At 75.4% G+C, this 23781-nt stretch carries 26 protein-coding genes; 13 read left to right on the top strand and 13 right to left on the bottom strand.

The features are described 5' to 3' along the window. Window positions 1-9: 9 nt before the first annotated feature. The 5 genes from ACSNOA_RS19675 to ACSNOA_RS19695 all read left to right on the top strand — a co-directional run bounded on the left by ACSNOA_RS19675 (window position 10) and on the right by ACSNOA_RS19695 (window position 4107). Window positions 10-453 carry a MarR family winged helix-turn-helix transcriptional regulator gene (locus ACSNOA_RS19675; protein ID WP_436660309.1) on the top strand — a complete coding sequence of 148 codons (444 nt, stop codon included), beginning with the start codon at window positions 10-12 and terminating at the stop codon, window positions 451-453. Next, the gene (locus ACSNOA_RS19680; RefSeq protein WP_436660311.1) at window positions 450-1853 is read left to right on the top strand and encodes an MFS transporter; all 1404 of its coding nucleotides are present in this window, start codon (window positions 450-452) and stop codon (window positions 1851-1853) included. Before ACSNOA_RS19675 ends, ACSNOA_RS19680 begins: the two co-directional genes overlap by 4 nt. Before the next feature lie 38 nt (window positions 1854-1891). Next, window positions 1892-2470: a hydrolase gene (locus ACSNOA_RS19685; RefSeq protein ID WP_436660313.1), complete on the top strand. Its 579-nt coding sequence runs from the start codon at window positions 1892-1894 to the stop codon at window positions 2468-2470. A gap of 73 nt (window positions 2471-2543) precedes the next feature. After that, the gene (locus tag ACSNOA_RS19690) at window positions 2544-2879 is read left to right on the top strand and encodes a YciI family protein (RefSeq protein ID WP_436660315.1); all 336 of its coding nucleotides are present in this window, start codon (window positions 2544-2546) and stop codon (window positions 2877-2879) included. 4 nt (window positions 2880-2883) lie between these two features. Beyond that, the gene (locus tag ACSNOA_RS19695; protein WP_436660317.1) at window positions 2884-4107 is read left to right on the top strand and encodes an RNA polymerase sigma factor; all 1224 of its coding nucleotides are present in this window, start codon (window positions 2884-2886) and stop codon (window positions 4105-4107) included. Window positions 4108-4157: 50 nt separating this feature from the next. Here ACSNOA_RS19695 and ACSNOA_RS19700 read toward each other — a convergent pair whose 3' ends face one another. From ACSNOA_RS19700 to ACSNOA_RS19715, 4 genes are all read right to left on the bottom strand, one after another. Then, window positions 4158-4847, bottom strand: coding sequence for a hypothetical protein (locus ACSNOA_RS19700; RefSeq protein ID WP_436660319.1), 690 nt, complete (start codon window positions 4845-4847; stop codon window positions 4158-4160). Continuing rightward, window positions 4844-5671, bottom strand: a complete 828-nt coding sequence (locus ACSNOA_RS19705; RefSeq protein WP_436660321.1) for an ATP-binding cassette domain-containing protein — start codon at window positions 5669-5671, stop codon at window positions 4844-4846. The genes ACSNOA_RS19700 and ACSNOA_RS19705 overlap by 4 nt, the downstream gene beginning before the upstream one ends. Then, a complete protein-coding gene (locus ACSNOA_RS19710; RefSeq protein ID WP_436660323.1) occupies window positions 5668-6006 on the bottom strand; it encodes a PadR family transcriptional regulator in 339 nt (112 codons plus the stop codon). Before ACSNOA_RS19710 ends, ACSNOA_RS19705 begins: the two co-directional genes overlap by 4 nt. Window positions 6007-6372: 366 nt before the next feature. Next, on the bottom strand, window positions 6373-7122 hold the full coding sequence (locus tag ACSNOA_RS19715; protein WP_436660325.1) for a DNA-formamidopyrimidine glycosylase family protein: 750 nt from the start codon (window positions 7120-7122) through the stop codon (window positions 6373-6375). 66 nt (window positions 7123-7188) lie between these two features. Here ACSNOA_RS19715 and ACSNOA_RS19720 point away from each other — a divergent pair, with 66 nt between their 5' ends. Beyond that, window positions 7189-7458 carry a hypothetical protein gene (locus ACSNOA_RS19720; protein ID WP_436660327.1) on the top strand — a complete coding sequence of 90 codons (270 nt, stop codon included), beginning with the start codon at window positions 7189-7191 and terminating at the stop codon, window positions 7456-7458. Between the two features lie 301 nt (window positions 7459-7759). Here ACSNOA_RS19720 and ACSNOA_RS19725 read toward each other — a convergent pair whose 3' ends face one another. From ACSNOA_RS19725 to ACSNOA_RS19745, 5 genes are read right to left on the bottom strand one after another with little or no spacing between them, the layout of a single operon-like run. Next, window positions 7760-9304, bottom strand: a complete 1545-nt coding sequence (locus ACSNOA_RS19725; RefSeq protein WP_436660329.1) for a long-chain-fatty-acid--CoA ligase — start codon at window positions 9302-9304, stop codon at window positions 7760-7762. After that, window positions 9301-9765 carry a MaoC family dehydratase gene (locus ACSNOA_RS19730; RefSeq protein WP_436660331.1) on the bottom strand — a complete coding sequence of 155 codons (465 nt, stop codon included), beginning with the start codon at window positions 9763-9765 and terminating at the stop codon, window positions 9301-9303. The genes ACSNOA_RS19725 and ACSNOA_RS19730 overlap by 4 nt, the downstream gene beginning before the upstream one ends. Then, the gene (locus ACSNOA_RS19735; protein ID WP_436660333.1) at window positions 9762-10934 is read right to left on the bottom strand and encodes an acyl-CoA dehydrogenase family protein; all 1173 of its coding nucleotides are present in this window, start codon (window positions 10932-10934) and stop codon (window positions 9762-9764) included. The genes ACSNOA_RS19730 and ACSNOA_RS19735 overlap by 4 nt, the downstream gene beginning before the upstream one ends. A gap of 35 nt (window positions 10935-10969) precedes the next feature. Beyond that, a complete protein-coding gene (fabG, locus tag ACSNOA_RS19740) occupies window positions 10970-11728 on the bottom strand; it encodes a 3-oxoacyl-ACP reductase FabG (protein WP_436660335.1) in 759 nt (252 codons plus the stop codon). Window positions 11729-11743: 15 nt separating this feature from the next. Beyond that, window positions 11744-12892 carry an acyl-CoA dehydrogenase family protein gene (locus ACSNOA_RS19745; RefSeq protein WP_436660337.1) on the bottom strand — a complete coding sequence of 383 codons (1149 nt, stop codon included), beginning with the start codon at window positions 12890-12892 and terminating at the stop codon, window positions 11744-11746. A 124-nt stretch (window positions 12893-13016) separates the two neighbouring features. Between ACSNOA_RS19745 and ACSNOA_RS19750 the strand changes: the two genes are divergently transcribed. The 4 genes from ACSNOA_RS19750 to ACSNOA_RS19765 are packed head-to-tail and all read left to right on the top strand — an operon-like array spanning window position 13017 to window position 16991. Further along, window positions 13017-13682: a TetR/AcrR family transcriptional regulator gene (locus ACSNOA_RS19750; RefSeq protein ID WP_436660339.1), complete on the top strand. Its 666-nt coding sequence runs from the start codon at window positions 13017-13019 to the stop codon at window positions 13680-13682. A gap of 47 nt (window positions 13683-13729) precedes the next feature. Further along, a complete protein-coding gene (locus tag ACSNOA_RS19755; RefSeq protein WP_436660341.1) occupies window positions 13730-15148 on the top strand; it encodes an aldehyde dehydrogenase family protein in 1419 nt (472 codons plus the stop codon). Continuing rightward, on the top strand, window positions 15145-16218 hold the full coding sequence (locus ACSNOA_RS19760; protein WP_436660342.1) for an alcohol dehydrogenase catalytic domain-containing protein: 1074 nt from the start codon (window positions 15145-15147) through the stop codon (window positions 16216-16218). Before ACSNOA_RS19755 ends, ACSNOA_RS19760 begins: the two co-directional genes overlap by 4 nt. An 8-nt stretch (window positions 16219-16226) precedes the next feature. Next, window positions 16227-16991, top strand: a complete 765-nt coding sequence (locus ACSNOA_RS19765) for a GNAT family N-acetyltransferase (RefSeq protein ID WP_436660344.1) — start codon at window positions 16227-16229, stop codon at window positions 16989-16991. Window positions 16992-17240: 249 nt separating this feature from the next. Here ACSNOA_RS19765 and ACSNOA_RS19770 read toward each other — a convergent pair whose 3' ends face one another. Then, window positions 17241-17645, bottom strand: a complete 405-nt coding sequence (locus ACSNOA_RS19770; protein WP_436660346.1) for a nuclear transport factor 2 family protein — start codon at window positions 17643-17645, stop codon at window positions 17241-17243. Between the two features lie 62 nt (window positions 17646-17707). On the opposite strand from ACSNOA_RS19770, the gene ACSNOA_RS19775 reads away from it, so the two are divergent. The 3 genes from ACSNOA_RS19775 to ACSNOA_RS19785 are packed head-to-tail and all read left to right on the top strand — an operon-like array spanning window position 17708 to window position 19346. Further along, window positions 17708-18295 (top strand): TetR/AcrR family transcriptional regulator, encoded by a 588-nt coding sequence (locus tag ACSNOA_RS19775; RefSeq protein WP_436660348.1) that lies wholly within the window; start codon window positions 17708-17710, stop codon window positions 18293-18295. A 30-nt stretch (window positions 18296-18325) separates the two neighbouring features. Continuing rightward, entirely contained in the window at window positions 18326-18499 is a 174-nt protein-coding gene (locus ACSNOA_RS19780) for a hypothetical protein (protein WP_436660350.1), read from the top strand. Between the two features lie 4 nt (window positions 18500-18503). Further along, window positions 18504-19346 carry an alpha/beta fold hydrolase gene (locus ACSNOA_RS19785; protein ID WP_436660352.1) on the top strand — a complete coding sequence of 281 codons (843 nt, stop codon included), beginning with the start codon at window positions 18504-18506 and terminating at the stop codon, window positions 19344-19346. Window positions 19347-19444: 98 nt separating this feature from the next. On the opposite strand, the gene ACSNOA_RS19790 is transcribed toward ACSNOA_RS19785, so the two are convergent. From ACSNOA_RS19790 to ACSNOA_RS19800, 3 genes are all read right to left on the bottom strand, one after another. Beyond that, window positions 19445-22186 carry an AAA family ATPase gene (locus ACSNOA_RS19790; RefSeq protein ID WP_436660354.1) on the bottom strand — a complete coding sequence of 914 codons (2742 nt, stop codon included), beginning with the start codon at window positions 22184-22186 and terminating at the stop codon, window positions 19445-19447. A 90-nt stretch (window positions 22187-22276) separates the two neighbouring features. Then, on the bottom strand, window positions 22277-22888 hold the full coding sequence (locus tag ACSNOA_RS19795) for a TetR/AcrR family transcriptional regulator (protein WP_436662380.1): 612 nt from the start codon (window positions 22886-22888) through the stop codon (window positions 22277-22279). Between the two features lie 93 nt (window positions 22889-22981). Beyond that, window positions 22982-23761 (bottom strand): SDR family NAD(P)-dependent oxidoreductase, encoded by a 780-nt coding sequence (locus tag ACSNOA_RS19800; protein WP_436662381.1) that lies wholly within the window; start codon window positions 23759-23761, stop codon window positions 22982-22984. Window positions 23762-23781: the final 20 nt, after the last annotated feature.

A 23781-nucleotide genomic window follows, 5' to 3' on the forward strand; every position in this document is an offset into this window, starting at 1 on the left:
CCTGGTGGCATGCCCGATCTCCAGATCTCCGTGGGGGCCGTGCGCGCGGCGCACGACCTGCGGGTGGTCTTCAGCCGGCTCCGGCGCCGGCTGCGCGAGGTCGCCGACCGCGACGGCCTCACCGCGTCGCAGACCTCCGTCCTCAGCCGCCTCGCCACGACCGGGCCGGCGTCCGCGAGCGACCTCGCCGCCGCCGAGCGGGTCCGGCCGCAGTCGATGGCCGCGATCCTCGCCGCCCTGGGCGAGCAGGGGCTCGTCGCGCGGGCACCCGACCCGACCGACGGCCGTCGCCAGCTCGTCTCGCTGACCCCGGGCGGCTGGGCGCTCGTGCACGGCGACCGGCAGGCCCGCGAGGAGTGGCTGGCCCGCGCCCTCGAGGAGCGCTACACGGAGGCGGAGCGCCGCACCATCGTCGAAGCGCTGGCCCTGCTGGACCGGCTCACCGCGTCGTGACCGCCCGCACCAACCCGGTCGCGCCGGACCGCGCGCCGGAGAGGGCCGGCTTCGACCGCCGGCTCATCGCCCCGATGATCCTGGGCGCGGTGCTGAACCCGATCAACTCGTCCATGATCGCCGTGGCGCTGGTGCCCATCGGCAAGGCGTTCGGCGCGCCGCCGTCGCGTACGGCCTGGCTGGTCTCGGCGCTCTACCTGGCCACCGCGGTCGGGCAGCCCGTCGTGGGACGACTCGTCGACCGGTACGGGCCGCGCCGGCTCTACCTCGTGGGCACGGCGCTGACCGGCGTGGCCGGGCTCATCGGCATGGTCGCGCCCTCGCTGGGCGTGCTGGTCGTCGCCCGGGTGCTGCTCGGGCTGGGCACCTGCGCCGGCTACCCGGCAGCCATGTCCCTGCTCCGGCACGAGTCGAGACGCACCGGCCAGGACAACCCGGGCGGCGTGCTCACCGCTCTGGCCATCTCCGCGCAGACCGTCGCCGCGGTGGGGCCGACCCTCGGTGGCCTCCTCATCGGCTTCGGCGGCTGGCACACCATCTTCGCGGTCAACGTCCCGCTCTCCGTCGCCTGCCTCGTCCTCGGCGTCCGGCGCATGCCGCGGACCGCCGCCGGCACGACGACCGGCGGGCTCGATTTGCCGGGTATGGCGCTGTTCACCGCCCTGCTGACCGCCGTGCTGCTGTTCCTCATGAGCCCCCGGGTGGGCGACCTCTACCTGCTCCCGGTCGCCGCGGCCGCCGGGGCCGGGCTGGTCGTCCGCGAGCTGCGCGCCACCGATCCCTTCCTCGACCTGCGGGTGCTCGGGGGCAACCTGCCGCTCATCGCCACGTACGGGCGCAACCTGCTGACCTTCACCGTGTCCTACGCCTGGCTCTACGGGTACACGCAGTGGCTGGAGGAGAGCCGGGGGCTGTCCGCCTCGGCGGCCGGGCTCGTCCTGCTGCCGCTGTTCGTGACCGCCATCGCCGTCTCGGCCCTGACCGGACGCCGTCGCGGCGTACGCGGCAAGCTGCTCGTGGGCGCCGGCACGCAGATCGCCGCCTGCGCCCTGCTGCTCGTCGTCCACCCCGGCACCGGCACCTGGCTGCTGGTGACCGTGGCGGTGCTGGCCGGCGTACCGCAGGGGCTGCTCGGGCTGGCCAATCAGAACGCGCTCTACCACCAGGCCGACCCGGCCCGCATCGGCTCCTCCGCGGGGCTGCTGCGCACGTTCACCTACCTGGGCGCCATGGTGGCCGCCGCCGCGAGCGCCGCCGCCTTCGGCCCCGGCGCCGACACGGCGGGCCTGCACGCGCTGGCACTCGTCATGCTCGCGAGCGCCGCGTTGCTGCTGGTCGTCGTCCTCCTGGACCGCTCGCTGCGCCGGATCGGCGCGCTCGCCGGGGCGGCCTCCGACTGACCGGACGCCGCCCCTGTCACCCACCGAAAGGACACCTCATGGCCCTCACCACGCTCGACCCGCGTAGCGCCCTCGTGCTCATCGACCTCCAGCGCGGCATCGTCGGCGCCCCCACCGCCCCCTACCCGGCGGCCGAGGTGGTGGCCCGCGGCGTCCAGCTCGCCGACGCCTTCCGCGCCCAGGGGCTCCCCGTGGTGCTCGTCCGGGTCACCTTCGCCCCCGACGGGTCCGACGCGGTGCCGGGTCGCACCGACCGCGGCGCGGCCGGCGGCGTCCGGCCCGAGGGGTGGGACGTGCTCGTCGACGAGCTTGCCGGGCACCCGGGCGACATCGTCGTGACCAAGCGCAACTGGGGCGCCTTCTACGGCACGGACCTGGACCTCCAGCTGCGCCGCCGCGGCGTGACCCAGATCGTGCTGGGCGGCATCGCCACCAGCATCGGCGTCGAGTCGACCGCCCGGGCCGCGTACGAGCACGGCTACCACGTCACGCTGGCCACCGACGCGATGACCGATCTCGACGCCGAGGGCCACCGTGCCAGCGTCGAGCGGATCTTCCCCCGGCTCGGCGAGACCGGCACCACCGCGGAGATCGTCGAGCTGCTGGCCCGTCGTTGATTTTTTCCGGAGGCGGTCCGGATCGGGTCCGCCCGTTCGTCACCCTGGTGAGTCACGACACCGAGGAGTGGACATGAAGTACCTGATGTTCGTCTGCACCGACAGCGAGCCGGACACCGACCCGACCGCCGCGCCCGACATCGAGAAGTGGGTGGCCGAGCGCGACGCCCGCGGCCAGCGGCTCGCCGGCGACCGGCTGGCCCCGCCGACCGCGGCGACCACGGTCCGCGTCCGCAACGGCGAACTGCTCCTGAGCGACGGGCCGTTCACCGAGACCAAGGAGGTGATCGTGGGCTTCGACCTGCTCGAGTGCGCCGACCTCGACGAGGCGATCGACGTGGCCCGCAACCACCCCATGGCGTACGCGGGCCGCATCGAGCTGCGCCCGTTCTGGAACCCGGACGCCTGAGCCCGTGCCGGACGCGTCCCAGGCGGTGGCCGCCGCCGGTCAGGAGTCGTTCGCGCGGATCGTGGCCGCGCTCATCCGGGTCACCGGCGACTGGACGCTGGCCGAGGACTGCGCCCAGGAGGCGCTGGCCCTCGCGGTCGAGCTCTGGCCCCGCGACGGCGTCCCCGCGAATCCGGGCGGCTGGCTCATGACGGTCGCCCGGAACCGGGCCGTCGACGTGCTGCGCCGGGCCGACGTGGAACGGCGCAAGCTGCGCGAGTTGGCACTGCTCAGCGAGCAGGCGGCGGCACCGTCCGACGCCGGGGAGGGGGACGTGGTGGACGACCGGCTGCGGCTCGTCTTCACCTGCTGCCACCCGGCGCTCGCCATGGAGGCGCGGGTGGCGCTCACCCTGCGGACCGTCTGCGGTGTGCCCACCGCCGAGATCGCGCGCGCCTTCCTCGTCAGCGAGTCGACGATGACCCGGCGGCTGACCCGGGCCAAGGCGAAGATCGCCCAGGCCGGCATCCCCTACCGGGTGCCGGCCGGGCCGGCGCTGGTGGAACGGCTGCCCGGCGTGCTGGCCGTGCTCTACCTGCTCTTCACCCGCGGCCACGACGCGGACGGCGAGCCGGCCTTCGCCGAGGAGGCCATCCGGCTGGCCCGGCTCGTCGAGCGGCTGCTGCCCGGCCAGCCGGAGGTGGCCGGACTGCTCGCGCTCTTCCTGTTCCAGCACTCCCGCCGGGCCGCCCGCCGCGACGCCGACGGCCGACTGCTCACCCTCGACCGGCAGGACCGGTCCCGCTGGGACCACGCCGCCATCGCCGAGGCGGTCGAGGTGCTGGCGCGGGCCGGCGAGGACGGCCCGTACGCCCTCCAGGCCCGCATCGCCGCCTGCCACGCCACGGCCCGCGGCAGCGCGGACACGGACTGGCGGGCGATCGCCGGCTGGTACGACCGGCTGGCCGCGCGGCAGCCGTCACCCGTGGTGCAGCTCAACCGTGCCGTGGCGCACGGCTACGCGTACGGCCCGGCGGCCGGCCTGGCGCTCCTCGACGTGGCCCGGGCCGGGGGCGCGCTGGACGGCTACCCCGCGGCACTCGCCGTCGAGGCGGAGCTGACCGCCCGCCAGGGCGACCGGCCCCGGGCCGTGGCGCTGTTCCGGGCGGCCGCCGACCTGAGCGACGGGCCGGCGGAGCGCCGGGCGCTCGCCGACCGGGCCGACGAGCTGGCGGACGGCCGGCACTGACCGCTCGCCGGGCGCTCGCCCGGTGCCGGGCGGTCGTCCGCCGCCGCCCGCTACGCCTCGACGAAGCGCAGGTGCCGGCGCTGGCGGAGCCGCACGGCGGCGGCCACCACGACCAACAGGGTGAGGACGACCGCGAACGCGACGCCCTGCATGAGCCCCCGCGTCAGGTAGCCGCCGTCGGTGTGGTCGATGGCGTACGTGCCGATCTCCCGGCTGAACCAGAACGGCAGCGCCCGGGAGGCGGTGTCCGCCGGGTCCATCACCATCTGGAGCCCGACCACCGTGAGCAGCACGAGCGTCCCCTCCAGCTCGCGGGGCAGCACGGCGCTGAGCAGCAGGCCGAACGGGGCGGCCACCAGCACCATGAGCGCCATGATGAGGGCGATCGCGCCGTAGCGGACGTCGTGCTGGTCGACGAGGATGAGCACGAAGTACGGCACGGACAGCAGCACCCCCACCGTCCACAGGGCGAGCAGCCGCCCGAGCACCAGGTGCAGGCTGCGGTAGCCGGAGAGCCGCAGCCGGGGCTCCATGCCGCGCGCGGCGCTGCCGGCGAAGAGGGCCGCCGTGCTCAACGCCCAGCCCACACCCAGGCACACGAAGCGGATCGACTGGCCGAGGTGGTCGCCGCGGCGGCTCAGGTAGAAGGCCAGCGGCAACAGCAGCAGGATGACGAGCACGGAACGGCGGCGCACCAGCTCGCGCAGGGCGGTCTCGGCCACCACGAGGGTCCTGGTCATGCGGCGCGCTCCCGAGGGGTGGTCAGGTCGAGCACGAGGTCGACGCGGTCGAGCTGGTTGAGCAGGTGGGTGACGACCACGATGGCCTTGCCGGCGTCGCGCCACCGCCACACCTCGTGCCAGAAGTCGAGGTAGGTGCCGCGGTCGAAGCCCTGGTAGGGCTCGTCGAGCAGCAGCACGTCCGGCTCTCCGAGGCGGGCCAGCACCAGGTTCAGCTTCTGCCGGGTGCCGCCGGAGAGGTGCCGCGCCTGCGTGCCCGCCGGCGGCGTCCAGTCCAGCGCCGTGGCCCCGGCACGACCGGCCCGGCGGGCCGCCCCGCGGTCGAGACCACGGCCCGCGCCGACCAGCACGAAATGCTCGTCGGTGTCGAGGAACTCGGCGGTGCCCCCGTCCTGCGGGCAGTAGCCCAGCGCGCCGTGCACCTGGACGCTGCCCGCGTCCGGGCTCAGCAGGCCCGCGCAGATCCGCAGGAAGGTGCTCTTGCCGGCCCCGTTGGCGCCGACCACCGCGGCGATCTGCCCCGCGCGTACGGTCAGGTCCACGCCGCCCAGGACCGTGCGTCCCCGGTAGCGCTTCGTGATGCCCCGCGCGGCGAGCCGCACCGGGCCGGGCTGCCGGCGGGGCGGCCGCTGGTCGGGCCCCCCGAGGCTGTCGGCGACGGCCCGGGCGTACGCCTCCGGCGGGCCGAAGACCCGCAGCGGGTGTTCCCCGCTCTCGCTCAGGTGGGTGGCCGCCTCGGCGACCACGTGTCCGGTCAGGTCGGGCCCCACCCCGTGCCGGCGCAGCTCGCCGGTGAGGGCGGCGAGCCAGGCGTTGTGGTTCACCGCTTCGGCTCCTCGCTCAGTATCGCGCCCACGCTCGCGGCGAAGGCGGTCCAGTCGGTGGCGGCCGCGCGCAGTGCCGCGCTGCCCGCCGGGCTGATCCGGTAGTACTTGCGGGCCGGGCCCGTGGCGCCCTCGCGCCAGTGCGCGGTGAGCAGGCCGGAGCGCTGCAACCGCAGCAGCACCGGGTAGAGGGTGCCGCCCTGCACGGCGCCCAGGCCGTGGGCCCGCAGCGCCTGGGACAGCTCGTAGCCGTACGACTCGCCGCGGCTGACCAGCGCGAGGACGCAGAGGTCGAGCACTCCGCGCAGCCACTGCGCCCGCCGTTCCAGGTCCACCCCGCCCCCTAGCCGCCAGGCGCCGCTCGAAAGATCACGCGCAAGACCCTAGCCACACCATCTAGATAGCGCAACAACCTACCCGGACCGCAGCGATGCCCCGCCGCCGCCGCGGTCCCGCCACGCCGCGCCGTGCCGCCCCGCCGCGCCGCCACGCCGCCACGCCGCCCCGGCGCCGCGATCCCGCCACGGCACCGCAATCTTGCAGTTTCGGCCCCCGTTTCGCGGCTTGTGCTCGTTATATCGGGGCAGAAAGTGCAAGATCGCGGGGGCGGGGGCGGGGGCTGGGGCGGGGTCGGGGCGGGGGCGCGGCGGGGGCGGCGCGGGGGTCGGGGCGGGGGCGCGGCGGGGGCGGCGTGGGGGGCGTCAGCGTGGGGGTTGGTCTACGGGGCAGGCGTAGGCGGTGCGGGCGCCCAGGGTCCAGCGGCGTACCTCGGCGCCACAGCGACGGCACCGCTCGCGCTTGTAGACCCACCGCTCGTCCGGTGCCGTCGGGTCGCTGACCACCTGCCCCGCGTCGCGGCCCAACGCCAGGTACCGGACCGCGAGGTCCCACAGCCGCAGTGCCGTCTCCGGCCCGATTTCCCGGGTGTCCGGGTCGAGGCCGGCGAGGAAGAGCAGCTCGGCGCGCCAGGCGTTGCCGATGCCCGCCCACACCGACTGGTCGAGCACCGCGGCGCCGACCGCGCCACCCGCCGCGGCGAGCCGGCGCACCGCGTCGGCGCCGTCGGCGTCGGCGCGGAGCGGGTCCGGGCCGAGCGAGGCGCGCAGGGCACGCTCGCCGTCGTCCGGGAGCGGCTCGCACCGGATGGGCGCGATGAGGTCGTACGCGACGGCGGCGCCCGCGAGCCGCAGCCGCACCCCCGCGCGGGGCGCCACGGTCGGGTCGTCGTACCGCAGGAAGAGCCCGCGCATCCCGAGGTGCACGTGCAGGGTGGGAGTGTCGTCGAAGTGGTAGAGCAGGTGCTTGCCGTACGCCTCGACGGCCCGCAGCGTCCGCCCGGCGTAGGGGGCCGGGTCGAAGCGGCCCTGCGGACTGGACAGCGCCGGAACGCTGCCCGCGAGCGCGGCGTGCTGTTCCCGCGCGTACCGGTGGATGAGGTGACCCTCGGGCATGCCGGCGGATACCCGGGGAAGTTAGGGGGCGAACGTGCCGTCCGGCGCGCTCGGTGAGGAGGCGACATGACCGTCAACCCGGACGACCCGCTGGCCGAGGCGCCGGAGGCCGACGCCGTGGAGCAACGGCAGCCGGTGGTGGACGACTCGGAGCAGGACGTCACGCCCACCACCGCCGGGGGCGACGCGACCGAGGCGGACGTGGCCGAGCAGGGGTCCCCGCCCGCCGGCGAGCAGGACTCGCTCACCGCCCTGCCCGAGGACGCCAATCCGGCGGACGCCCTCGAACAACGCGAGTCGATCATCCCGCCCGACGAGGACCACCGCGACGGCTAACCCCTCACCCCGCGCGCCCGCCGCGCCCCGTGCTCCGCGCCCCGCGCCCCGTGCTCCGCGCCCCGCGCTCCGCCGCCCGCGCCCTCGTCGCCGCTCCGTGCTCCGCCTCCGCCTCCGCCTCCGTCGATCATGCAGTTGTGGTGCCAGACAAAAGCGGCGATACATCACCACTCAGGCACCAGAACTGCATGATCGACGCCGGGGGCGGGGACGGGGCGGGACGGGGCGGGGACGGGGCGGGGACAGGGCGGGGCGGGGGCGAGGACAGTGCGGGCGGGGCGGGGGTGGGGCCGACCGGGGGTTAGGCGGGCGGGGACAGGGTTCGGCGGAGTTCTCGCTTCAGGACCTTGTGGCTGGGGCCGATGGGCAGCGAGTCGACGTACCGGATCTGGCGCGGGTACTTGTGCCGGCCGAGGTGCTCGCGCGCCCAGTCGATCAGCTCCTGCTCAGCCGGCGCCCCCGGCCCGCCCGGGTCGGGCACCACCACGGCGCAGATCTCCTCGCCGTGGCGCGGGTCGGGCAGACCGATCACCGCGACCTGCCCGACCGCCGGGTGCCGGGCCAGGGCCTCCTCGACCTCGCGGGGGTACACGTTGAAGCCGCCCCGGATGATCATGTCCTTCTTCCGGTCGACGATGGTGATGAACCCGTGGGCGTCCTTGTGGCCCAGGTCGCCGCTGCGGAACCAGCCGTCGACCACGGCCTCGGCGGTGGCCTCGGGACGCCCGAGATAGCCGGCGAAGACGTTGTGGCCGCGGATGACGATCTCGCCGAGCTCGCCGGTGGGGAGCAGCTCGATCCGGTCGTCGAGGTCGGCGCGGGCGATCTCCACCTCGACGCCCCACAGGGGGTGGCCGACGGTGCCGGCGCGCGTGCCGAAGTGCGGCTGGTTGGTGGTGGCCGTGGGCGAGGTCTCCGACAGCCCGTACCCCTCGAAGACGGTCGTGTCGAACACGGCGTGGAAGCGTTCCAGGACGGCCACCGGCAGGGACGCCCCGCCGGAGATGCACAGCCGCAGGCGGGGCAGGTCGGTCCGGCCCCGCGCCGCCTCCAGCAGCGCCACGTACATGGTGGGGACGCCGTGGAAGACGTCCACCCCCTCGCGCAGCATGAGGTCGATCGCGGCCGGCCCGGTGAAGCGGCTCAGCAGCACGAGCGTGGCCCCGATGCGGAAGGTGCCGTTCATCGCCACGGTCTGGCCGAAGCTGTGGAACAGCGGCAGGCAGCCGAGCACCACGTCGCTGCTGCGCGCCTCGTTGGCGTCGAACACGTTGACGGTGGCGTTCATGACGAGGTTGAGGTGCGTGAGCACGGCGCCCTTCGGCACCCCCGTGGTGCCGCTGGTGTACAGCACCACGGCCGGGTCCTCGGCCGACCGGGTGACGTACGACGGCAGCGGCGGCACGGCCTCGCTGAGGTCCTCGAGTCGCGGCGCGAGAGCGTCGGCGACGGCCGGTCCGACCGTCACGAGCGGCACGCCGGCGGCGGCCGCGGCGGCGGCCCCCAGGGCGATCTGCGAGGTGTGACAGACGAGCGCCTTCGCGCCGCTGTCGCGCAGCACGTGCACGGCCTCGTCCGGGGTGAGCAGCAGGTGCACCGGCACGAGCACCGCGCCGGCCGCGAGGGCGCCGTAGTACACGCGCGGGAAGTCGACGACGTTGGGGGCCAGCAGGGCCACCGGGTCCCCCGGCGCGATGCCGAACCCCCGGAGCCCGGCGGCGTAGCTGCGCGCCTCCAGCCACAGTTCGGCGTACGTGACGCGGGCCTCGCCGTCGACCACGGCCACGGTGTCGGCGTGCCGGCGGGCGGACTCGGCCAGCACCATGGCCAGCGAGAGCGCGGTCACCGCGCCACCGCCCGGTAGAGGCGGCTGACCGTCTCGGCCACGCACACGGGTTTGCCGCCCGCGTCGCTGTCGACGGTGACCGCGGTGACGACCTGCACGCCACCGTCGACGGGTGACACGTCGGCGATGGTGGCGCTGGCGCGTACGGCGCTGCCGACCCGCACCGGTGCGGGGAAGCGCACCCGGTTGAGGCCGTAGTTGACGCCCATCCCCACGCCCTCGACCCGGTAGAGCGCGCCGACCAGCGCCGGCAGGAGGGACAGCGTCAGGTAGCCGTGGGCCACGGTCGCCCCGAACGGACCGGCCGCGGCCCGCTCCGGGTCGACGTGGATCCACTGGTGGTCGTCGGTCGCGTCGGCGAACAGGTCGACGCGCTTCTGCTCGATGCGCTGCCACGGGCCGGGGCCGAGCGTCTCGCCGGTCGCCGCGGCCAGTTCGTCGATGGAGGCGAACGTCCTCATGCCAGGTGCCCTCCGAGCTTCGTGTAGCCGCGCAGCAGGTCGCGGGAGATGATGAGCCGCTGCATCTCGTCGGTGCCCTCGAAGATCCGGTAGAGCCGCACCTGCCGGTACCAGCGTTCGATGGGCAGCTCGCGGGTGTAGCCCATGCCGCCGTGGATCTGCAGGACCCGGTCCACGACCCGGTTGACCATGCCGGCGCCGTACAGCTTCGCCATCGACGAGGCGTGCCGCGGGTCCATGCCCTGGTCGACCGTCCACGCGGCCCGCAGGATGAGCAGGCGGGCCGCCTCCAGCTCCGTCTCCGAGTCGGCGATCATCCACTGGATCGCCTGGTTCTCCCCGATCGGCCGGCCGAACGTCTCCCGGGTGTTCGCGTACGCGATGGCCATTCCCAGCGCCCGCTCGGCGATGCCCACGGCGTGCGACGGGATCGTGTAGCGGCCCTTGCCGATCCACTCCATGCCGAGCGTGAAGCCCTGCCCCAGCTCGCCGAGGATGTTGCGCTCGGGCACCCGCACGTCGTCGAAGACCAGCGACGCCGGACCCCCCTCCCCCATCGTCTGGATGAACTCCGACCGCCAGCCCATCTCCCGGTCCACGAGGAACGCGGTGGCACCGCCGCGGCGGGCGCCCTTCGCGGGGTCGGTCACCGCGATGACGATGGCGAAGTCGGCCTCGTTGCCACCCGTGATGAACGTCTTCTCGCCGTTGAGCACCCAGTCGCCGCCGTCGCGGCGGGCGCTGAGCTTGATGTTGGCCGCGTCCGATCCGGCGCCCGGCTCGGTGATGGCGAAGCAGCTCAGCCGCTCGCCCTCGATGGTCGGGAGGAGGAACTCCCGCTTCTGCTCCTCGTTGCAGTAGAACAGGATGTTGTCGGCCTCCCCGCCGAAGCGGAACGGCACGAAGGAGCGGCCGATCTCGGTCCAGATCAGCGACTGGGTGACGGCCGGCAGGTTCATGCCGCCGTACTCCTCGGGTGTCGCGAGGCCCCAGAAGCCGAACTTGCGCGCCTTGAGCTGGAGCTCGCGCAGCTCGCCGCGCTCCAGGCCGGGCCGGTGCGCCCGTTCCCGCCGCAGCAGCTCCTGCTCCAGCGGCACGACCTCCCGGGTGATGAAGTCGCGGGCCGTGTCGCGGATGGCCCGCTGCTCGTCGGATAGCGCGAAGTCCATGGTTCCTCCGGGTGGTGGGGTGGGTACGCGTGCCTTCAGCGCGCGCCGCCGTTGACGTACAGGGTCTGGCCGCTGACGTACGAGGCGTCGTCGCTGGCCAGGAAGGCGATGACCGAGGCGATCTCGGACGGTTGGGCGACCCGGCGCAGCGGGGTGTGTTCGGCGACCATCCGCTGGTGCTCCTCGGGGGTGCTCCCGACCCGCTGCGCGGTGGCGGCGGTCATCGCGGTGGCCACGTAGCCCGGCGCCACGGCGTTCACCGTGACGTTGAACGGCCCCAGCTCGATGGCGAGCGTGGCGGTGAGCCCCTGGACCCCGGCCTTCGCGGCGGCGTAGTTGACCTGGCCGCGGTTGCCGAGGGCGGAGCGGCTGCTGAGGTTGACGATCCGGCCGTAGCGGGCTTTGACCATGTGCTGCTGGGCGGCCTGGCAGCAGAGGAACATGCTGGTGAGGTTGGTGGTGAGCACCGCGTCCCAGCTCGCGAGCGGCATCTTGAACAGCAGGTCGTCGCGGGTGATGCCGGCGTTGTTGACGAGGACGTGCAGCCCGCCGTACGTCTGCGCCACCCGCTCGGTCATGGCGGTGACGGCCTCGGCGTCGGTCACGTCGCAGCCGATGCCGACGGCCCGGCCGCCGGCGTCGGTGATCTCGTCGGCGACGGCCTTGCTGGCCCCGGCGTCGAGGTCGACGACGGCCACGGCCGCGCCCTCGGCGGCGAGCCGGTGGGCCGTGGCGGCCCCGATGCCCCGCGCGGCGCCGGTGACGACGGCGACCCGGTCGGCGAATCTGGTCACGGTTGCTCCCTGGGGTCAGAACGCGTTCACACCGGTGAGCGCGCGGCCGATGAGGAGTTGCTGGATCTGGCTCGTGCCCTCGTAGAGGGTGGCGACGCGGGCGTCGCGCAGGTACTTGCCGACCGGGTACTCGTCGATGTAGCCGTAGCCGCCGAAGACCTGCACCGCGTTGTTGGCGGCGCGCACGGCGGCCTCGCTGGCGAACAGCTTGGCCATGGACGCCTCGGTGGCGAACGGCTGACCGCGGTCGATGAGGTCGGCCACCTGCCAGACCAGCAGGCGCGCCGCCGACGTGTCCACGGCGATGGCCGCGAGCAGCTGCTGCACGAGCTGGTGGCCGGCGATCGGCTTGCCGAACTGGGTGCGCTGCCCGGCGTAGCCGACGGCGGCGTCCAGGCAGCCCTGGGCGATGCCCACGCAGCCGGCCGCCACCGACATCCGTCCCTTGGCGAGGGTGGCGAGGGCCAGCCGGAAGCCGGCGCCCTCGTCGCCGATGCGGGCCGCGTCGGGCACGCGTACGCCGTCGAGGCGCAGCTCGCCGGTGGCCTGCCCGCGCAGGCCGAGCTTGCCGTGGATCTCCCGTCGGGTCAGCCCGGGGCTGTCGGTGGGCACGAGGAACGCGGTGATCCCCCGGTGCCCCGCGCCGCCGCTTCGGGCGAAGACCAGCGCGACGTCGGCCGTGGTGCCGTTGGTGATGAACGTCTTCGTGCCGGTGAGCAGCCAGTCGCCCCCGTCGCGTACCGCGCGGGTGGTGAGCGCCGCCGCGTCGGAGCCGCTGTCCGGTTCGGTGAGCCCGAAGCAGCCCAGGGCGGCGCCGGAGCAGAGAGGGGGCAACCACCGCGCCCGCTGCTCGGCCGAGCCGTACGCGGCGATCGCCTTCGCGACGAGGCCCAGCGACACCGACACGATGCCCCGGACGGCGGAGTCGCCCCGCCCCAGCTCCTCGAGCACCAGACAGTACGACAGGTGGTCGCCACCGGAGCCGCCGTCGGCCTCGGGGATGGTCAGGCCGAGGAAGCCGAGCGCGCCGAGTTTGCCCACGACGGTCGGGTCGACGGCCTCGCGCCGGTCCCACTCGGCCGCGTGCGGCCGCACCTCGCGGTCGACGAACTCGGCGGCGAGTTGGCGGACCGCCGCCTGTTCGGCGGAGAGGTGCAGGTCCATTCGCATAAACTAGCGGTGCAAGTTTAAGTCCGTCCAGACCCGCTGTGGCAGAGTTTCCGGACGGACCCGCCCCGCCGGGCGACGCGCCACGCACCCGTCGCCCACTCGCCCGAAGGAGGACCCGATGCCCCGGCCGCGACAGGCGCTGCTCAGCCGGCAGCGGATCGTCGAGGCCGCCGCCGCGCTGATCGACGCCGAGGGTCTGGAGGCCTTCTCCACCCGGCGGCTCGCGGCGGAACTGGGCGTACGCGGGCCGTCGCTCTACAACCACTTCGCCACCAAGGACGAGATCCTCGACGCCGTCGCGGACAGCATCACCGGGCAGGTCGACGTGTCCTTCTTCGGCCACCTCGACTGGCGGGAGGCGCTGCGGCGGTGGGGGCACTCGTACCGGGCCGCGCTCGCCGCGCACCCGAACATCGTGCCGTACCTGGCCCGCGGCCCGGGGCGACGGCCGGCCGCGCTCGCCATGGCCGACGCGGTCTACGGCGGGCTCGTCGACGCCGGGTGGCCGCCGGCCCGGGCCACCCACATCGGCGCGTTGATGCGCTACTTCGTGGCCGGTTCGGCGCTGGGCTCGTTCGCCCGCGGCTTCGTCGAGGATCCCGGCCTCTACGCCGAGCAGTACCCGCACCTCACCCAGGCGCACCGGCTCGCCGAGCACCAGCAGCAGGTGGACGAGGGCGCGTTCGCGCTGGGCCTGGACGCGCTCATCGACGGGCTGTCGCGCACGTACGAGCGGCACGTCGGGCCGTTGCCACCCCTCCCGTCGGCGTCCGGCGCGTACTAGGGTCCAAACTTGCACCGCTAGTTTTGGCGACGTACGTGAGGGGCGCGATGGATCTCGGACGGACCGACATCTACCTCGACGGCCGGTGGGTCACCCCCTCCGACGGCGCGACGCTCCCCGTGCACAACCCGGCCACCGAGGAGGTCGTCGCGGCCGTGCCGGCCGGCACGGCCGCCGACGTGGACCGCGCCGTGGCCGCCGCCCGGGCCGCGTTCGACGGCTGGGCCGCCACGACGCCGGCCGAGCGCGCCGCGCACCTGGACCGGCTACACGCCGCCCTCTCGGCGCGCGCCGACGAGATCGCCCGCACCGTGGCCCTGGAGCTGGGCACGCCGCTGAAGCTCGCCACCCGGGTCCAGGCCGGCCTGCCGCTCACGGTGCTGCGCAGCTACGTCGACCTGGCCGCCCGGCCGCCCGCCGAGGAGACGGTCGGCAACTCCACGGTGGTCCGCGAACCGGTCGGGGTGGTGGGTGCCATCACGCCGTGGAACTACCCCCTGCACCAGGTGGTGGCGAAGCTCGCCCCGGCGCTCGCCGCGGGCTGCACGGTGGTGCTCAAGCCGAGCGAGCTGACCCCGCTCGTGTCGTACCTCCTCTTCGACGCGGTCCACGAGGCCGGCCTCCCGCCCGGCGTGGTCAACCTGGTGCCCGGCACCGGCCCGGTGGTCGGCGAGGCCATCGCCGCCCACCCGGACGTGGACATGGTGTCGTTCACCGGCTCGACGGCGACCGGCCGGCGGATCTCCCACCTCGCGGCGGACCGGATCGCCCGCGTGGCACTGGAGCTGGGCGGCAAGTCCGCCAACGTGATCCTCGACGACGCCGACCTGCCCACCGCCGTGAAGGTCGGCGTCGGCAACGCCTTCCTCAACTCCGGGCAGACCTGCACGGCCTGGACGCGGATGCTCGTGCACCGGTCCCGCTACGACGAGGCGGTGGAGCTGGCCGGCAGGGCCGCCGAGGGCTACCGGCTCGGCGATCCCTTCGACCCGGCCACCCGGCTCGGGCCGCTCGTCTCGGCCGCCCAGCGGGAGCGGGTGCTCGGCCACGTCACCCGCGGTCTGGCCGACGGAGGCCGGCTCGTCGCGGGTGGCCCGGACGCCCCGGTGCCCGACCGCGGCTGGTTCGTGGCGCCCACCGTGATCGCCGACGTCGACCCGGACAGCGCGCTGGCCCAGGAGGAGGTCTTCGGCCCGGTGCTCGCGGTGGTCCCGGTGGACGACGACGACCACGCCGTCGCGGTGGCCAACAACTCCCGGTACGGCCTGGCCGGCGCGGTCTGGTCCGCCGACGAGGAGCGGGCGGTGCGGGTGGCCCGGCGGATGCGGACCGGCGCCGTCGACGTCAACGGCGCGCCGTTCAACCCGCTCGCCCCGTTCGGCGGCTACAAGCAGTCCGGCATCGGCCGGGAGCTGGGCCGCCACGGGCTCGCCGAGTTCCTCCAGACCAAGGCGATCCAGCGGTGAGGGCGCTCGTCGTGCGGGGCGTCGGGGAGACGCCGCGGGTCGAGGAGGTGGAGCTGCCCGCCCCCGGACCGGGCGAGGTACGCGTGAGCGTCCGGGCCGCCGGCGTCTGCCACTCGGATCTGTCCATGGTCAACGGCACGATCGCGGCGCCGTACCCGCTGGCGCTCGGTCACGAGGCCGCCGGCGTGGTGACCGAGGTCGGCACGGGTGTGTCCCGCGTGACGCCCGGCGCGCACGTGGTGCTGAACTGGGCGCCGCCCTGCCGGCGGTGCTGGCACTGCGGGCACGGCGAGCCGTGGCTCTGCGAGCGCGGCGGCACACCGGCGAGCGCCCGGGGCCGTACGGCGGCCGGGGAGCCCCTGCACGTCACGCTCGGCCTCGGCGCCCTCGCCGAGGAGGTGGTGGTGCCGGAGGAGGCGGTCATCCCGGTCCCCGACGAGCTGCCCTTCGAGGCCGCGGCGCTGCTCGGCTGCGCCGTGCTCACCGGCGTCGGCGCGGTCCGGCGCACCGCTGCGGTGGCCGCCGGCGAGTCGGTCGCCGTGATCGGCCTCGGCGGGGTCGGGCTCTCGGTGGTGGGCGCCGCCCGGGCGGCCGGCGCCGACCCGGTGCTGGCGATCGACGTGTCCCCCACCAAGGCGGAACTCGCGCGGGCGGCCGGCGCCACGGCGTTCCTGGTCGCCGACGACTCGCTGAGCCGGGCCGTCCGGGAGCGGACCGGTGGCCGGGGCGTCGACCACGCCTTCGAGTGCGTGGGCCGGGGCAGCACCATCCGTACGGCCTGGCGGGCCACCCGCCGGGGCGGGAAGGTGACCGTGGTGGGCATGGGGGCGAAGGACGACGTGGTCCCTCTCGGCGCGCTGGAGATCTTCCACTCGGCCCGGACCCTGCGCTCCTCGGTCTACGGGTCCTCGGACCCGGACCGGGACGTGCCCGAGCTGGCCCGGTCGGTGCTCGACGGCACGCTGGACCTGGCCCCGCTGATCAGCGACCGCACCGGGCTCGACGGCGCGGCGGCGGCGTTCGCGCGGATGGCCCGGGGCGAGGGCGCGCGCACGGTCGTCGTCCCCTGAACCCGGCCGTGCCGCGCGACCTCCAGGAGCGGGCCGCCCGCGCGCTGCCGGCCGAGCACGTGACGTGGGTCGACGGGTGGTGGCTGCGCGACGCGCCGCGCTGTTCCTGGTGGGTGGGGTCGGTGCTGCCGCACGGTCCCGCCGACCCGGCCCACCTGCCCCACCGGGTGGTCACGGCGGAGCGCTTCTACGCCGACCGGGGCGCGGTCGCCCGGTTCCAGATCTGCCCGGGCGCGTGCCCCGACGGGCTCGACGGGTTCCTCGCGGCGCGCGGCTACCGACGGGATAGCCCCATGTCGTTGCAGGTGGCGGCGACAGCAGACGTCGCGGGCGGCACCCCGTCGGGAGCCCTGCCGGTGCGGGTGGACGACCGTCCGACCGCGGACTGGTTCGAGGTCTGGCGCGCCGTGCACGGCGACGGCGCGGACCCGGTGGCCGAGCGGGCCATGCTCGACCGGGTGACGCTGCCGACCGCGTACGCCCGCGGGGTGCTCGGGGACGACGTCGTCGCGGTGGGCCGGGCGGTGGCCGACGGCGGCTGGGTCGGGGTGTTCGGGATGGCCACGCTGCCCGGGGCACGCGGGCGCGGCGCGGCTCGCGCGGTGCTCGCCGCGCTGGCCCGCTGGGCGGCCGGGCAGCGCGCCGACCGGATGTACCTCCAGGTGGAGCGCGGCAACGACCCGGCGCTGCGGTTGTACGGGCGGGCCGGCTTCCGGCAGCTGGCCGCCTACCACTACCGGGTACGCGGACCTCGCTCGGACCATGCGTCGTAGCGCGGTCACCACGGCATCGACGAGCGAGTCACCGCCGGTCCGTGGGTGCCGTGCGAGACCGAACTCGACGTCCGGCCGGGTGGGCAGCGCGTCGACGTCGTGGCAGGCCATGACCGGTTGGAGGTTCGCGGGCATGAGCGCCGCGACGCCGAGCCCGGCCCGTAAGCTGCTGCTCGGCCTGCTCGGGTGTCCCGCCCATCCGCACGCGTCCGCCGCCGGTCGAGCGGGCGAGGAGCCGCTTCCCGGTGCCTAGGCCAGAGCCTGCTGGATGGCCAGCGCGTTCTGGTACTCGCGCCAGACGGCGATCCTGCCATCGCGGACGGTCAGGATCACGACGAAGGCGGCGGTCGCCTGCCGCTGCGTCCGGGTGGACGTGCCGGTCAACTCGTACTCGACCACGATGGTGTTCGGATCGGTCGTGTCGTGGATGGCGATGGTGCGACAGGCGTCGAAGCGAACCGGGAAGGCGGCGCGCTGCGGGTTGGCGAAGTCGAGGAACTGCTGCTTGCCGTCGAACCGGTTCGGGCGGCCGGGCGGCGCGAAGGGCACCTCGATGACGACGTCGTCGGCCAGGAGTTCGCCCGTGAGCGCATCCGTTCGGCCGAACCACTCGTGCTGCACCCGCTGGAACAGCTCGCGCGGTGTGGTGTCCATGGCACCCGTCTCCTTAAAATGAGTTACGACTCATGAAGAACGATAGTGAGTGGTGACTCATCTTGTCCAGTGAACGACCCTTGCGCGCCGACGCGCAACGCAACCGTCGGCGCATTCTGGAGGCCGCCGACGAGGTGTTCGCCGAGCACGGGCCACAGGGGACCACCGAGGAGGTGGCCCGGCGGGCGGGCGTGGCGATCGGCACGGTGTTCCGCCACTTCCCCACCAAGGCGGAACTGCTGCGGGCACTCATGAAGCGCCTGCTGCAACAGGTCACCGACGACGCCGATGCCCTGGTCGCCCAGGGCGACCCGCGAACCGCGCTGTTGGAGTTCTTCACGCGGTTGGTGGAGCGGACCACGGCCAACCGGAGCGTCGTGGGGCTTCTCGCGGCGGAGGGGATCGAGGTCCCGCTCACCGGCGCTCTCGGGTCGCTCACCGGCGTCGTGCAGGAGTTGCTCCGCCGCGGTCAACGCGCGGGTGGGATCCGTCCGGACATCCGGGTCGACGAGGTGATGGCACTCCTGGTCAGCGCCTGTCAAGGTGCCCTGATCGGTGGCTGGAGTCCCGAACTGCGGCAACGGACGCTGGCCGTCATGTTCGCCGGTCTGACCGCCGGACCCGCGCAGCCGCCGTCATGTGAGCGATGAGTTTGGGCGGCGGATCGGGTCTGCCGTGGCATGACACGAATCATCGCCGATATCTCGGTCTCTCTCGACGGCTTCGTCACCGGGCCCGACAACAGCCGGACAACGCTCGGGGAACCGGCCGGCGGAGCGCCGCGCACGATGGCGCGGCGGAGCGTGATCTCGGCATCGACCGCGACGCACCTGACCTACGACGTCTCCCGGTGATCCGATGACCACTGTCAACGCCAATGGGATCGCCTTGGGCATCGAGTCGTTCGGTGCCGACGACGCGCCACTCGTCCTGCTCGCGGGCGGGACGACGATGCTCTCCTGGCCCGACGCGCTCTGCGAGCGCCTCGCCGCCGGCGGGCGCCGTGTGGTGCGCTACGACCTGCGCGACAGCGGGGAGTCGACGACGACGGATCCGCAGGCGCCCACGTACACGTTGCGCGACCTCGCCGCCGACGCGGCGGCCCTTGCTGACGCGCTCGGCGGTGGGCCTGCGCACCTCGCGGGGATCGGCGTCGGCGGGATGGTCGCCCAGGTCGCCGTGCTCGACCATCCGGGCGCGTTCTCGGCGCTCACCCTGGTCGGCACCCGCGCGGTTGCCCCTGGCCCGCCCGACGACGACCTCCCCGACCATGACCAGGCGACGATGAGCCGCCTGTTCGCGCGGCCGATGCCCGACTGGACCGACCGGGAGGCTGTCGCGGGGTTCGCCGCCGGCAGCGCGGAGATCCTCGGCGACGATCCCGTCGCCGCGTGCGCGACCGCTGCCCGCATCTGGGACCGTACGCCCGGCACCGCGCCACCGGTCCAGATGGCCAACCAGATGGGCGTGGTGTTCTCCAGGCTCGACTGCAGACCACGCTGGCGTGAGCGCCTGCCCGAGATCGAGGTCCCCACGCTCGTCGTCCAGGGCCGCCGCGACCGGTTCTTCCCCGTCGGCAACGGCGAGGCGATCGCGCGCGAGATCCCCGGGGCGCGGCTGCTCGTCCTCGAGGAGGCTGCCACTGCGATCCCCGACGCGGCGATCGACGAGGTGACCGAGGCGATGCTCATGCTCGGGTAGAGGATGTGCCGCGCGGGGCCTCCAAGCCGCGGTGGACGTCGGAGGCCGACACGGCCGCGCGCCCGCGGTCGGCACGGTTCCCACCCACGGCCGGAGTACTACGTGAGCGCGCGGGCCAGCTCGGTCCGCGACCGGATGCCGAGCCGGTGGAAGATGTTGCGCAGGTGGTGGTCGACCGTCCGGGTGGACAGGAACATCCGCGCGGCGACCTCCCGGTTGGTGGCGCCCTCGGCGACGAGTTGGGCGATCCGTAGCTGCTGTCCGGTGAGCAGACGCGCGGCGGCCGGGACGGGGGCGGCCACCGACTCGCCGGCCGCCCGCAACTCGGCGGTCGCCTGGTCGGCCCAGGTGGCCACGCCCAGCAGGGTGAACGCCTCCCACGCGTCGTGCAGGTGCGCGCGGGCGTCGCGGGGTCGGCGCGCCCGGCGCAGCTCCCGGCCGAAGAGCAGCGCCGTGCGGGCCCGTTCGAACCCGGCGTCCGCCGGGTGCAGGCGCAGCGCGACCCGGAACCGCTCCTCGGCCTCGGCGCTGCCGCGCGGTGCCAGCAGGGCGTGGCAGCGGGCCGACAGGGCGCGCCGCGACGGGCTGGCCGTGCTGCTGGCCCAGCGGTCGAAGACCACGAGCGCGGCGGTCGCCGCCGGCCGGTGCGGCAGGTGCGCGGCGGCCTCCACGAGGTACGGGGTGGCCATCACCTGGACGAGGACCTGCCCGCGCCCGGTGCCGGGCCGGGCCAGGGCGGCCAGCCGCGCCGCGGCGGCGGCGTGCCGGCCGTCGGTCAGGTCGAGGACCGCGAGCGCCCACTGGGCCAGCGCACGGGGCCGGCTCTGCGGCGCCGGCCCCTCCCCGATCTCGCGCAGCCGGCCCAGGCACGTCTCCCGGTCGGCGCGGACCGCGGCGAGCACGGCCAGCAGGCCGAGGTGGACGGCGGCGGCGTTGGCCTGGCCGGTCGCCCGGGCGACGCGCAGGCCCTCCCGTGAGCTCTCCGCGGCGGCCTCGTGCCGCCCCAGCCAGTACTCGGCCATGGCCCGCAGCTCGAGTGCCCGGGGCAGCGCGGACAGCTCACCCCGGGCGCGGGCCAACTCGACGGCGCGCTCGGCGAGCCGGTGCGCCGCCCCGTCCACGGCCACGAGCAGGGCCGCCGACGCCGCCCAGGAGAGCGCGGCCGGTGTGGCCGCCGGCCCGGCGAGCTGGCCGCCGAGCACCACGGCCCGGCGCAGCGCCGGACCGGCCTGTTCGAGGTGGCCACTCAGGGTGGCCGCCACTCCGGCGAGGTAGGCGCTGGTCAGCTCGGTCGCCGGCGGATCACCGGGGCGGGCGAGCGCCCGGGCCCGCCGGCCGAGGTCGGCGTGGCGGTACTGCTCGCCGCAGAAGCAGAGCGCCTCGACGGCGCGGGCCAGCGCCGTGAGGGCCAGCGGCCGGTCGGCGCCGGCCAACCCGTCCGCCGCGGCCAGGAGCGCCGGCACGGCCGCCGCGGTCCGGCCGCAGCGCAGCTCGATCTCACCGCGGAGCAGCTCGGCCCGGCCGGCCGCCGGTCCCGGGACGGGGCCGGTGGCCAGGCCGGCGAGGAGCAGCCGGGCCCGCCCCACCGCGCCGGCGGACCAGGCGTACGCCGCGGCGTCCACCCGCCTCCCGGCGGCGCGGGCGGGGTCGTCGCTCAGCTCGGCCGCCCGTTCCAGGGCGTCCGGGGCGCGGAGGCCGCCGGTGGCGACCGCCGCCCGTTCCAGCTCGGTGGCGAGCGCCGGATCGGGGCCGGCCGCGGCGGCCGCGAGGTGCAGCGCCCGGCCCAGCCGGTGGTCGGGCCCGTCGAGCACGCCGGCGAGGCGCAGGTGCGCGGCCCGGCGCTCGGCGAGCGGCGCGGCCGCGACGACCACGGCCCGGGCGACCGGATGGGGAAAGGCGACCCGGTGTGCCTCGACCCGGAGCAGCCCGGCCACCTCGGCCGGGGCGAGCGCCGCGACCGAGGCCCCATCGGCCCGGGCGGCCCGGATCAGCGGCTCCGGTCCCCCGTCCTCGTCGAGCGCGGCGAGCAGCAGCACGCGGCGGGTGTCGGCCGGCAACTGCTCCAGCCGGGCCCGGTACGCCCGTCCCAGCGCGCCGTCGGCCGGCGGCGCGTCCGGCGGCGGCTCGTCCCCGCGGCACTGGGCGGGGGTGAGCACCGCGGCGAGGTCCACCAGCGCCTGCGGGTTGCCGCCGGCGGCGGCGCACACCGCCACGGCCACCGGCGGGACGGGCCGCTCCGGGAGCCGGTCGGCGAGGAGCGCGGCGCCGTCGGACTCGCCGAGGGGGCGCAGCCGGTGACTCGGCAGCCCGCCGGGGGGTGCCGTGGCCGCGGTCAGCACCACGGCCACGGGCAGCCGGCGCAGCCGCCGGGCGACGAACGCGAGCGTCTGCGCCGTGGGCGGGTCGCCCCGGTCAACGTCGTCCATGGTGCAGAGCAGGGGGCGGTCACGCGCGGCCACGGCGAGCAGCCGCAGCACGGCCAGGCCGAGCGCCAGCCGGCGCTGCTCGGGGCAGCCGTCGCCGGCCAGGGCGCGGCGCAGCAGGCGCGCCTCCGGGCCGGGAAGCTCGCCGGTCCGGTCCAGCACCGGGTCGAGGAGCCGTTGCGGCCCGGCGTACGGCAACGCCGCCTCCTCAGCGAGGCCGGTCGAGGCGAGGACGGCGCACTCGCCGGCGTGCCGGTGGGCGTACGCGACCAGGGCGCTGCGGCCGGAGCCCGGCTCGCCGTGGAGGACGAGCGCGCCCCCGCTTTCGGTCACGTCGGCGAGCAGCCGGCGGATCGCGCGGCACTCCTCGTCCCGGCCCCGCAGCACGGTTATTTGCACTGTTGATGCAGTAACCATGCATTCAGTGTCACCTATCGGTAACCCGTTGGAAAGAGGCGGCCGCCACCGCCGTTCCGGCCCCTGCTGGCGCCGCACCGGGCGCCGGGCTCAGCCCTCGGCGACCTGGGCCAGCAGGGCTCCGACCGTGCGGGCCATCACGGCACGGGCCGCGTCCACCCCGAGCCCCAGCCCGTCGCGCAGCATCGACCAGGCCGGCCACATGCTCGCCGCCACGATCGCGTCGACCACCTGCTTGCGGCCCCGCCCGGCGTGTGCCAGCTCGGCGGCGAAGAGCGCCTCGACCTCGTCGCGCACCCGGTCGATGTGCTTGAGCCGGTTGCGGTGCAGCTGGTCGGAGACCGGCTCGCGCATCTGCGCGGCCCGGGCCGACGGGGCGATGAGCTGGAGCAGCCGGGCACGCTGCCGGCAGTACGCGTCGACCCGCCTGCCGAGTGGCAACGCCGGGGAGATCGGCCGGTAGGCGGCGTCCTGCTGGCGGAGCACCTCCGCGCCGCTGGCCTCGAACAGGGTCTCCATGTCCTTGAAGTTCGTCCACAGCGTCCGCAGGGAGACGCCGGCACGCTCGGCGATCCGCTCCCCGGTGGGGCGCAGGTCGCCCTCGGAGATGAGCGCGAGGTGCGCCTCGACGATCGCCGCGCGGGTGCGTTCGGAGCGCAGCGTCCGCCCGTCGACGCGGCCCGGCGCCGCGGTGCTGCCCATCTGCTTCCGCCCCCTCACGACCGCCACGCCCCACCCGGCGGCACCGGCGAGTCTAGACGCGCCCTGATCAGCGGGATCGCGACGGCGGGCGGTTCACCCATCCCGGCCCCGCTCGACCTCACGCTGCATGCGGTTCATCGCCCGCAGCCAGCGGTCCGGGTCGGCGGCGCGGCGGGCGTACCAGGTGGCCACCTCGGGATGGGGCAGCACCAGGAACCGGTCGTCGGCCAGCGCCTCGACGACGCTGTCGGCCACCTGCTCGGGGGTGACGGCCGTGGCGTCGAGCAGCTCCCGGGCGGGCCCGTCGGCGCCGGCCAGCATGGGCGTGCGGACCCCCTGCGGGCAGAGCGCCTGGACGGTGACGCCGCGGTGGGCGTAGGTCGCGCGCAGCCACTCGGCGTGCGCCAGCGCCGCGTGCTTGGTGACCGGATAGGGTGCCCGGCCGAGCATGGTCAGCAGGCCCGCCGCCGAGACGGTCACCAGGAGCCGGCCGCGCCCGCGCGCCAACCAGTCGGGCAGCAGCTCGCGCACGGCGTGGACGTGCGACATCACGTTCACCCGCCAGGCGAGCGCCCACGCCTCGTCGCCGGCGTCCGGGCCGCCGCCGGGGGCCACCCCGGCGTTGGCGCAGAACAGGTCGATTCCCCCGAGGTGGTGGCGTGCCCGGGCGACCAGGTCGGCCACGGCGTCCGGGTCGGCCGCGTCGCCCGGGCAGGCGTACCCGCCGACGCGCTCGGCCACGGCTCGCGCCGCGCCCTCGTCGAGGTCGTTGACCACCACGCGGGCGCCGCCGGCCGCGAACCGGGCGGCGAGCGCGGCCCCGATCCCCGACCCTCCGCCCGTGACCACCACGGCGGCCCCCGCCAGCGCCAACCCGCGCGGCGGGCCGTCGG

It is taken from the genome of Micromonospora sp. URMC 103 (assembly GCF_051386435.1).
Classification (GTDB): Bacteria; Actinomycetota; Actinomycetes; order Mycobacteriales; family Micromonosporaceae; genus Micromonospora.